The sequence below is a fragment of the Streptomyces cinnamoneus genome, from assembly GCF_002939475.1.
In the GTDB taxonomy this organism is placed as follows: Bacteria; Actinomycetota; Actinomycetes; order Streptomycetales; family Streptomycetaceae; genus Streptomyces; species Streptomyces cinnamoneus_A.
In genome coordinates, this window is the sequence record NZ_PKFQ01000001.1 from 776,870 (window position 1) to 788,009 (window position 11,140).

General features: G+C 74.1%; 1 protein-coding gene. It reads right to left on the reverse strand.

Annotation, left to right across the window (positions count from 1 at the left end):
* Nucleotides 1–58: 58 nt before the first annotated feature.
* Nucleotides 59–11,128, reverse strand: a complete 11,070-nt coding sequence (locus CYQ11_RS03480) for a type I polyketide synthase (RefSeq protein ID WP_099199033.1) — start codon at nucleotides 11,126–11,128, stop codon at nucleotides 59–61.
* Between the last annotated feature and the right edge of the window lie 12 nt (nucleotides 11,129–11,140).

Consider the following 11,140-nt stretch of genomic DNA (forward strand, 5'->3'; position numbering starts at 1 on the left):
CTCCTCGGCAGACAAACAGAAGGCGTGTTCATCGGGTTCATCGGGTTCATCGGGTTGTTCAGACCGTCCCGAGCTCGTTGTCGATGAGGTCGAAGATCTCGTCCGCGGTCGCGGCCGCCAGGTCGCTGTTGTCGCCCACGGCGTCGTCCGCCTCGGCTCCGTCGGCGCACTTGGCGAGGAAGGCCCGCAGCCGTGCCTCGACCTGGGCCCGGTCGTCGGCCTCCAGGGTCACCGTGGACAGCATCGATTCGAGCTTGTCGAGCTCGGCGTGCAGCGGTGCGACGGCGTGCACGTCGTCGAGCGGGATCTCGTCGAGCAGGTGCGCCGCGAGGGCCTCGGGGGTGGGGTTGTCGAAGACGAGGGTCGGGGGCAGGTGCAGGCCGGTGGCGGTGTTCATGCGGTTGCGCAGTTCCACCGACGTCAGCGAGTCGAAGCCCATCTCCTGGAACGGCCGCTTGTGGTCGACGGAGGCCGCCGAGGGGTAGCCGAGGACGGAGGCGACGTGCTGGGCGACGAGGTCGGCCAGGACGGTCAGCCGCTGCTGTTCGGTCAGTCCGGCGAGCTGCTCGGCCAGCGACGGTCCCTGCTTCCGCTCGTCGCGCACCGCCGCGGCCGCGGTGCGGCGCGCCTGGACGCGGACGAGGCCGCGGAACAGGTGCGGCAGCGCGGGGCCCTGCTCGCGCAGCTGCGCGAGGTCGAGCCGGACCGGTACGAGCAGGGCCCGGTCGGACGCGGTGGCGTCGTCGAACAGGCTCATGCCCTGCTCGGTGGAGAGGGCTCCGATGCCGCCGCGGTTCATCCGGGCGAGGTCGGCCTCGCCCAGCTCGCCGGTCATCGCGCTGCGCTGGGCCCACATGCCCCAGGCCAGCGACTGCCCCGCCAGGCCCTGGGCCCGGCGGTACTGGGCGAGCGCGTCGAGGAACGCGTTCGCCGCCGCGTAGTTGCCCTGGCCGGCGCCGCCGAAGGTGGCGGCCGCGGAGGAGAACAGGACGAACATCGCGAGGTCCTGGTCCCGGGTCAGCTCGTGCAGGTTGAGCGCCGCGTCGACCTTCGGCCGGAGCACCGCGGACACCCGCTCGGGCGTCAGTGACGACAGGACGCCGTCGTCGACCACGCCGGCGGTGTGCACCACGCCCGTGAGCGGGCGCTCCAGCGAGCCGAGCACGTCCGCCAGCGCGTCGCGGTCAGCGGCATCGCAGGCTGCGAAGCGCACCTCGGCGCCCAGGCCGGTCAGTTCGGCTTCCAGCTCCGCCGCGCCCTCGGCGTCCCGGCCACGCCGGGACAGCAGCAGGAGGTGGCGGACGCCGCGCTCGGTCACGAGGTGGCGGGCCAGCAGGCCGCCCAGGGTGCCGGTGGCGCCGGTGATCAGGACGGTGCCCTCGGGGTCGAGCTGCCTCGGGACGGTCAGCACGATCTTGCCGACGTGCTTGGCCTGGCTGACGTACCGCAGTGCCGTTCGAGCCTGCCGCACGTCCCAGGTGCGGACCGGCAGCGGCGTCAGGGCGCCCTGTCCGAAGAGACCGAGCAGCTCCAGCAGCATCCGCTGGATGCCGTCGGGGCCGGCGTCGCCGAGGTCGAACGACCGGTAGACCACGCCCGGGTGCTCCGCCGCGACCTGCTCGGGGTCGCGCACGTCGGCCTTGCCCATCTCCAGGAAGCGGCCGCCGCGCGGCATGAGCCGTAGCGACGCGTCGACGAACTCGCGGGCGAGCGAGTCGAGCACGACGTCCACACCGGCGCCGTCCGTGGAGATCAGGAACTTGGCCTCGAAGTCCAGGTCCCGCGACGAGGCGATGTGGTCGTCGTCCAGGCCGAGCTCGCGCAGCGCGTCCCACTTGGCCGGGCTCGCGGTCGCGAAGACCTCGGCGCCCAAGTGGCGGGCCAGCTGGATGGCGGCCATGCCGACACCGCCGGCGCCGGCGTGCACCAGGATCTTCTGTCCCGGCCGCAGCTCGGCGAGGTCGCGCAGCGCGTAGTAGGCGGTGAGGAAGACCGCCGGGGTCGAGGCGGCGTGCTCGAAGGACCAGTCGTCGGGCATGCGGGCGACGAGGCGGCGGTCGGCAACGGCCACCGGACCGAACGCCTTCTCCACCATGCCCATCACGCGGTCGCCGACGGCCAGGCCGGTCACGTCGGGGGCGACCTCGGTGACCACGCCGGCCGCCTCGCCGCCCATGACGGCCTCGCCGGGGTACATGCCCAGGGCGATCAGCACGTCGCGGAAGTTCACGCCCGCGGCACGGACCGCGATGCGGACCTGGCCGACGCCCAGTTCGGCGGCGTACTCGGGGAACGGCACGACGGTGACGTTCGCGAGGGTGCCGCGCTCGGGGCAGTCGATCCGCCAGGGCCCGTCGGCCGGGGTCAGCGCGTCGCCGGAGGCGGCCCGCGCCAGCCGCGGCACCAGCACCTCGGCGCCCCGCACCGCCACCTGCGGCTCGTCCACCGCCAGCGCCGCGGGAAGGGCCGCGTGGGAGGCGGGCGTGCCGTCGAGGTCGGCGAGCACGAAGCGGCCGGGGTTCTCCGACTGTGCCGAGCGCGCCAGGCCCCACACCGCCGCGGCGGCCGGGTCGGTCGTGCCCTCGCCCTCCCGGGCGGCGATCGCACCCCGGGTGAGCACGACGAGGCGCGATCCGGCGAAGCGCTCGTCGTCGGCCCAGGCGCGCAGCAGGCCCAGGGCGTGGACCGTCAGCTCGTGGACGGCGGCGGCGGTCGGCTCGGAGCCGTCTCCGCAGGGGAGGACGACGATCTCGGGCACGGAGTCCGCCGCGGCGAGTTCCGCCAGGCCCGGGAACGTGCGGACGGAGCGGCCGGAGCCGGCGAAGGCGTCGGCGAACCGGGTGGCCGCCTCGCCGGCGTAGCCGCCCAGGACGGCGACGTCACCGGTCGGCACGTCGCCGGGCTGCGCCTCTTCGGCGGTGACCCATTCCACGGTGAACAGCGCGTCGTTGTCCGCGGTGCGGGCGGCGGCGAGCTGGTCGCCCGACACCTCACGGAAGACGAGGGCGTCGACGGAGGCGACGGGGTGACCGGCGGCGTCGGCCATGGTCACGGCGACGGCACCCGAGCCGTCACGCGCCAGCCGCACCCGGACGGCGGGCGCACCGGTGGCGTGCAGGCGCAGTCCGGTCCAGGAGAACGGCAGCCGGGTTCCGGAGGAGGTCCCCTCCTGGCCGGCCTCGGTGGCGGAGGCCAGGCCGAGCGCGTGGAGCGCGGAGTCGAACAGGGCGGGGTGCAGGGCGAAGCGCGCGGCGTCCGCCTGGTCGGTCTCGGCGACCTCGGCCTCGGCGAAGAGTTCGTCGCCGCGCCGCCAGGCGGCCCGCAGGCCCTGGAACGCCGGGCCGTAGCCGTAGCCGGTCTCGGCGAGGCGCTCGTAGAAGCCGTCGACGTCGAGCGCCTCGGCGTCGGCCGGCGGCCACACGTCGAGCGGCTCAGGCTGCGCACCGGTGTCCTGGGCGAGGAGGCCGCTGGCGTGGCGGGTCCACGGGTGGTCCGCGGAGGCGTCCTCGGCACGCGAGTGGACGGTCAGCGTCCTGCTGCCGGTGTCGTCGGCCGCGCCGACGACCAGCTGGAGGTGCACGCCGCCGCGCTCGGGCAGCACCAGCGGTGCCTCCAGCGTCAGTTCGGCCACGCGGTCGCAGCCGACCTGGTCACCCGCGCGGATGGCGAGCTCGACGAAGGCCGTGCCGGGCAGCAGCACCGCACCGCCGACGGAGTGGTCGGTGATCCACGGGTGGGTCTGCCGTGAGAGGCGGCCGGTGAGCAGGTAGCCGTCGGAGTCGGCCAGCGCGACGGCGGCGCCCAGCAGCGGGTGCCCGGCACCGGTCTGGCCGATCGACGAGACGTCGCCGGTCAGGACGGCGGCGCGCGGCCAGTAGGCCTTGCGCTGGAAGGCGTAGGTCGGCAGGTCGACGCGACGGGCGTTGCGGCCGGCGAAGAACGCGTTCCAGTCGGGGGTCACACCGGCGACGTGGAGGCGGCCGAGCGCGGTGACCAGGGCCTCGGGCTCAGGGCGGTCCTTGCGCAGGGCGGCGATCAGGTCGGGCTCGTCGCTGAGCGACTCCTGGGCCATGCCCGACAGGACACCGTCGGGGCCCAGCTCCAGGAAGACCGAGACGCCCTGGTCCTCAAGCCAGCGCACGCCTTCGCCGAAGCGCACCGCGCCACGGACGTGCCGAACCCAGTAATCGGCGGAAGCGACGTCCTCGACCTGGCCGGTGAGGTTGGAGACGACCGGGATGCGGGGCTGCTCGTAGGTCAGACCCTCGGCCACCTTGCGGAAGTCGTCCAGCATCGCGTCCATGTGCGGCGAGTGGAACGCATGGCTCACGCGCAGGCGGCGCGTCTTGTGGCCGAGCTGGGCGAACGTCTCACCGAGTTCGGTGACCACGTCCTCGTCACCGGCGATGACGACGGAGGACGGACCGTTGACGGCGGCTATCGACACCTGGGCCTCGCGGCCCTCAAGGTGCGCAGCCACAGTCGCCTCGTCCGCACCGACGGCCAGCATCGCGCCACCCGTGGGCAGCGCCTGCATCAGACGGCCACGCGCGGCGACGAGCGTGACCGCGTCCTCCAGGGTCAGCACCCCCGCCACGTGCGCGGCAGCAAGCTCACCGATGGAGTGACCCGTCACGTAGTCCGGACGCACACCCCAGGCTTCGACGAGCCGGTACAGCGCCACCTCCAGCGCGAACAGCCCGGGCTGGGTGAAGCCGGTCTGGTCCAGCGCGTCACCGTGCTCGAACAGCACCTCACGCAGCGGACGGTCCAGCACCCGGTCGAACTCGGCACACACCGCGTCCAACGCCTCGGCGAAGACGGGGAAGGCGCCGTAGAGCTCCCGGCCCATTCCGGCCCGCTGCGAGCCCTGGCCCGAGAAGAGGATCGCGGTGAGCCCCTCACGGCGCGCGGTGCCGGTGAACACGCCGGCCCCGGTCGTGCCCTCGGCGAGGAGGTCGAGGCCCCGCCGGAAGGCGGCCTGGTCGGTGCCGACGACGACGGCCCGGTGCTCCAGGGCGGTACGGGTGGTGGCCAGCGAGTAGGCCACGTCGAGCGGCGAGAAGCCGGCGTCGAGCCGCTCCCGCAGCCGTTCGGCCTGCTCCCGGAGTCCGGCCTCGGACTTCGCCGACAGCACCCACGGCACCACGCCCTCGATCGCGGGCGCGGTCTCCACGGGCGCGGCCTCGGGGGCCTGCTCGAGGATGGTGTGGACGTTGGTGCCGCTGACGCCGAACGACGACACGCCCGCGCGCCGCGGGTGGCCCGTCTCCGGCCACGCGATCGTCTCGGTCAGCAGCTCCACGGCGCCGGCGGACCAGTCCACCTGGGTGGACGGCTGGTCGATGTGCAGGCTTTCGGGCAGCACGCCGTGGCGCATCGCCATGACCATCTTGATGATGCCGGCGACGCCGGAAGCCGACTGCGTGTGACCGATGTTCGACTTCACCGATCCGAGGCGCAGGGGTTCGGTGCGGTCCTGGCCGTAGGTGGCGAGCAGGGCCTGGGCCTCGATCGGGTCGCCCAGGGTGGTGCCGGTGCCGTGGGCCTCGACCGCGTCCACGTCGGACGGTTGGAGTCCGGCGTTGGCCAGGGCCTGGCGGATGACGCGCTGCTGCGACGGGCCGTTGGGTGCGGTCAGGCCGTTCGAGGCGCCGTCCTGGTTGACGGCCGAGCCGCGCACGATCGCCAGGACCTCGTGGCCGTTGCGGCGGGCGTCCGAGAGGCGCTCCACCAGCAGCAGGCCGACGCCCTCGCCCCAGCCCGTGCCGTCCGCGGCCTCGGCGAAGGGCTTGCAGCGGCCGTTGCCGGCCAGGCCGCGCTGGCGGCTGAACTCCAGGAACGCCATCGGGTTGATCATGACGGTGACGCCGCCCGCGAGCGCCATGGTGCACTCGCCGTTGCGCAGGGACTGCGCCGCCAGGTGCAGGGCGACCAGCGACGACGAACAGGCCGTGTCCACAGTGACGGCCGGGCCTTCGAGACCCAGCGTGTAGGACAGGCGGCCGGACATGACGGCCGTGGCGTCACCGGTGACGAGGTAGCCCTCGACGCCCTCCTCGACGCCGGCCACGGCGGCGCCGTAGCCCTGCGAGGCGGTACCGACGAAGACGCCGGTCTGGCTGCCGCGCAGCGAGGTGGGGTCGATGCCCGCGCGCTCCAGGACCTCCCAGGCGGATTCCAGCAGCAGCCGCTGCTGGGGGTCCATGGCCATGGCCTCGCGCGGCGAGATGCCGAAGAACTCGGCGTCGAACTCGGCGGCGTCGTGCACGAAGCCGCCCTCGGGGGTGAAGGTGGTTCCCGCCCCGAACAGGGCCTCGACGTCCCAGCCGCGGCCGGCGGGGAACGGCGTCATCGCGTCCGTGCCGGAGGCCACCAGGTCCCACAGCTGCTCGGGCGAGCGCACGTCGCCGGGGAAGCGGCAGGCCATGCCGACGATGGCGATCGGCTCGTCGTCGGCGCCGCCTGCCGCGGAGACGGCGGCGGAGCCTGCGGCACCGGTCTGGCCGGTGACTTCGCGTCGAAGGAAGTCCGCGAGGACGGTGGGGCTGGGGTAGTCGAAGACCAGCGTCGCCGGCAGCTTCAGACCCGTCGCCGCCGCGAGACGGTTACGCACCTCCACCGCGGTCAACGAGTCGAAGCCCATCTCCCGGAACGCCCGGCTCGGCTCCACCGCCTCAGCCGCACCATAACCAAGAACCCCAGCAGCCTCAGAACGCACCAGATCCAACACCAGCCGAACCTGCTCGGCCTCCGTCAGACCCGCCAGACGCCCAGCCAGCTCCGACACACCGGTGACCTCGTCCGAGACCGCCACGGCCAGGGCCTTCGCCGCCTCGGGGATGTCGGCGATCAACGGCCGCGGACGAGCGGCGGTGAACCCGGGCACGAACCGCGCCCAGTCCACATCCGCCACCGCCACGAACGCCTCGTCGTGCTCGACGGCCTGCACCAGAGCCGACACCGCCAGCTCCGGCGCCATGACGCCGATGCCGCGCTTGCTCAGGTGCTCCTCGGTACCGCCCTGGGCGGCCATGCCGCCGCCGCCCCAGGCGCCCCATGCGACCGACGTCGCCGTGAGGCCACGGGCCCGGCGGTCCTCGGCCAGCGCGTCCAGGTAGGCGTTCGCGGCACCGTAGGCGCCCTGACCGCCGCCGCCCCACACACCGGCGTTGGAGGAGAACAGCACGAACGCGTCCAGCTCGGTCTCGCCCAGCAGCTCGTCGAGATGACGGGCGCCGGCCACCTTCGCGTCGAGGATGCCGGCGAAGGCCGGCAGGTCGGTGTCCATCAACGGGTGCAGCTGGCCGACGCCGGCCGCGTGGACGACGGCGGTCGGCGGGTGCTCGGCGAGCAGCCGGGCCACCGCGTCGCGGTCGGCCACGTCGCACGCGGCGATCGTGACGCGCGCACCCAACTCGACCAGCTCGGCTTCCAGCTCGGCCGCCCCGGCCGTCTCACGGCCGCGACGACTGGTCAGCACGAGGTGTTCCGCGCCGCCCCGGGCGGCCCAGCGGGCGACGTGGCCGCCCAGGGCGCCCGTACCGCCGGTGATCAGGACGGTGCCCCGCGGGGTCCACGGCCGGACGACCGGGGCGTCGCCGAGGGGCGCCCGGAGCAGACGCCGGACGAACACGCCGGAGGCGCGGACCGCGATCTGGTCCTCGTCGGCGGCGGTCCCGGCCAGCACGCCGAGCAGGCGGGCGCCGGTCCGCTCGTCCAGCGTCTCGGGCACGTCGACCAGGCCGCCCCAGCGGTCGGGGTGTTCCAGGCCGACGACGCGGCCGAAGCCCCACACCTGCGACTGGGCCGTGCTCGTGAGCCGGTCGGACCGGCCGACGGACACCGCGCCGCGGGTCAGGAGCCACAGCGGCGCCTCAACGCCGGCGTCGCCGAGCGCCTGGACCAGTGCCACGGTCGCGGCGAGGCCCTGGGAGAGGACGGGGAAGGCGGGGTGCGGGGTGTCGTCCGTGCCCAGCAGGCAGAGCACACCGCTCAGGCCCTCCCCCGCGTCCGTCTGGAGCGCGGTCAGCCGCTCGGCGAGCGCCTCGCGGTCGCATCCGGTGCCGGTGAGGCTGAGGACCTCCGCGCCGCGGTCGGTCAGGAGGCGGCGGAGGTCGTCCTCGCCGCCTTCGCCGTCGGCGGTGACCAGCAGCCACCGCCCGGCCGGCGCCGCGGTGGAGGGCGCGAAGGCGAGCGGCTTCCAGGACACGGTGTAGCGCCAGTCGTCCACGCGTGCCCGGTCCACCCGGTGGCGCCGCCAGGAGGACAGCGCGGGCAGCACCGCGTTCAGCACGTCGTCGTCGAGACCGAGCGTTCCGGCCAGTTCGGTCGCGTCCTCGCGCTCGACGGCGGCCCAGAAGGCGGCGTCGGCGGGGTCGGCGGTGGCGGCGGCCAGGTCGTCGGTGGAGACGGCGTCGAGCCAGAACCGCTCGCGCTGGAAGGCGTACGTGGGCAGCTCGACCCGCTGGCCGCCCGGGACGAAGGTGCTCCAGTCGACGGGCAGCCCGCGCGTCCAGCCCTCGGCCGCGGACGTGACGAACCGGCTGAGACCGCCCTCGTCGCGGCGCAGGGAGCCCACGACCACCGCGTCGCCGTTGACGGCCTCGATGGTCTCCTGGACGCCGACGGTGAGGACGGGATGGGCGCTGGCCTCGACGAAGAAGCGGAAACCCTGCTCGACGAGCGCCCGGGTGGCCTCCTCGAAGCGGACGGTCTCCCGCAGGTTCGTGTACCAGTACTCGGCGTCCAGGCCGGTGGTGTCGCACCAGTCGGCGGTGACGGTCGAGAAGAACGGCACCTCGGCCGCACGCGGCGCGATGCCGGCGAGGCTGGTGAACAGCTCCTCGCGGATGGCCTCGACGTGCGCGGAGTGGGAGGCGTAGTCCACCGGGATACGACGGGCGCGGACCTCGTCCGCCTCACAGGCGGCCAGCAGAGCATCCAGCTCCGCCACATCGCCGGAAACGACCACGGACTTGGGGCCGTTGACCGCGGCGATCGACAGGCCGTCGGTCAGCCGCTCACGGACCTGCTCCACCGGCAGCGCCACGGACACCATGCCACCCAGACCCGACAGGGCCAGGATCGCCTTCGAACGGAGGGCCACGACCTTGGCGGCGTCCTCCAGCGACAGCGCACCCGCGACACACGCGGCAGCGATCTCACCCTGCGAATGACCCACCACAGCAGCCGGGTTGACACCGTGCGAACGCCACAGCTCCGCCAACGACACCATCACCGCGAACAACACCGGCTGAACGACGTCCACCCGCTCCAGGGCGGACTCGTCCCCCAGCACGTCGAACAACGACCAGTCGACAAAGACGCTCAGCGCCGCGTCACACTCCCGCATCCGCTCCGCGAACACCGGCGAGGAATCCACGAGCTCCCGGGCCATACCGACCCACTGCGAACCCTGACCAGGGAACACGAACGCGACCTTGCCGCGCGTGACGTAAGCGGTGCCCTGGACGGTCGTACCCGCCGGGCGGCCCTCGGCGACGGCGGTGACGCCCTCGAGGAGGTCGCCGCCGACCACGACGGCGCGGTGCTCCAGCGCGGCGCGCCCGGTGACGAGCGAGTGGGCCACGTCGACCGGGGAGAGTTCCGGCCGGGCGGCGAGGTGGTCGCGCAGGCGCTCGGCCTGGGCCCGCAGGGCGGCGTCGGACTTGCCGGAGAGGACCCACGGCACGACGGCGGGGGCCGGGAGCGGCGCGGCGGCGGGCTCCTCCTCGCTCTCCTCGGCGGCCGGGGCCTGCTCCAGGACGGTGTGGGCGTTGGTGCCGCTGATGCCGAACGACGACACCGCGACCCGGCGCGGCTGGCCGGTCTCCGGCCACGGCCGGGCCTCGGTGAGCAGCCGGACGGCGCCGGAGTCCCACTCGACGTGGGAGGACGGGGTCTCCGCGTGGAGGGTCCTGGGGAGCGTGCCGTGGCGCATGGCCATGACCATCTTGATGATGCCGGCGACGCCGGCCGCGGCCTGGGTGTGGCCGAGGTTGGACTTGACCGAGCCCAGCCAGACCGGCTGCTCCGCCGGGCGGCTGCGGCCGTAGGTGGCCAGGAGGGCCTGGGCCTCGATGGGGTCGCCCAGGGGGGTGCCGGTGCCGTGGGCCTCCACGGCGTCGACCTCGGCGGCCGACAGCCCGGAGGCGGCCAGCGCCTGGCGGATGACGCGCTGCTGGGAGGGGCCGTTGGGCGCCGTCAGACCGTTCGAGGCGCCGTCCTGGTTGATGGCGGAGCCGCGGACGACGGCGAGCACCTCGTGCCCGTTGCGGCGGGCGTCGGAGAGCCGTTCGACGAGCAGGAGGCCGACGCCCTCCGCCGCGCCCATGCCGTCGGCGGAGTCGGCGAAGGCCTTGCAGCGGCCGTCGCCGGCCAGGCCGCCCTGCCGGCTGAACTCGCCGAAGATGCCGGGGCTGGCCATGACCGTGACGCCGCCGGCGAGGGCCATCGTGCACTCTTCCCGCCGCAGCGCCTGGACGGCCAGGTGCAGCGCGACCAGGGACGACGAGCACGCCGTGTCGACGGTCACCGCCGGGCCCTCCAGGCCCAGGGTGTAGGAGACGCGGCCGGAGGCGACGCTGCCGGCGCTGCCGTTGCCGAGGTAGCCGGCGACGTCCTCGAAGCCCTCGGGGACCTTGATGACCCGGGCGCCGTAGTCGTGGTACATGACGCCGGCGAAGACGCCGATCCGCTCGCCGCGGACCGAGGTCGGGTCGATGCCCGCCCGCTCGAAGGCCTCCCAGGCGGTCTCCAGGAGCAGCCGCTGCTGGGGGTCCATGGCCAGCGCCTCGCGGGGGCTGATGCCGAAGAACGCCGGGTCGAACCGGTCGGCTTCGTGCAGGAAGCCGCCCTGAACGGCCGCGGCCGAGTCGGGGTCGGCGGCCTGCTCCAGGCCCCAGCCGCGGTTGACCGGCGGGGCCGACACCGCGTCGGTCTCCGAGGCGACCAGCTGCCACAGCTCCTCGGGGGAGGTGACACCGCCGGGGTACCGGCAGCTCATCGCCACGATGGCGATGGGCTCCCGGTCCTTGTCCTCAAGCTCGCGCACCCTGCGGCGGGCGTGACGGAGATCCGTGGTCGCCCGCTTGAGATAATCGCGGAGCTTATCTCCGTTCTCCATGTGACATTGGCT

What these genes read in the sequence shown, in the direction of transcription:
- CYQ11_RS03480 (WP_099199033.1), bottom strand. Translation starts at nt 11,128, where the DNA reads ATGGAGAACGGAGATAAGCTCCGCGATTATCTCAAGCGGGCGACCACG.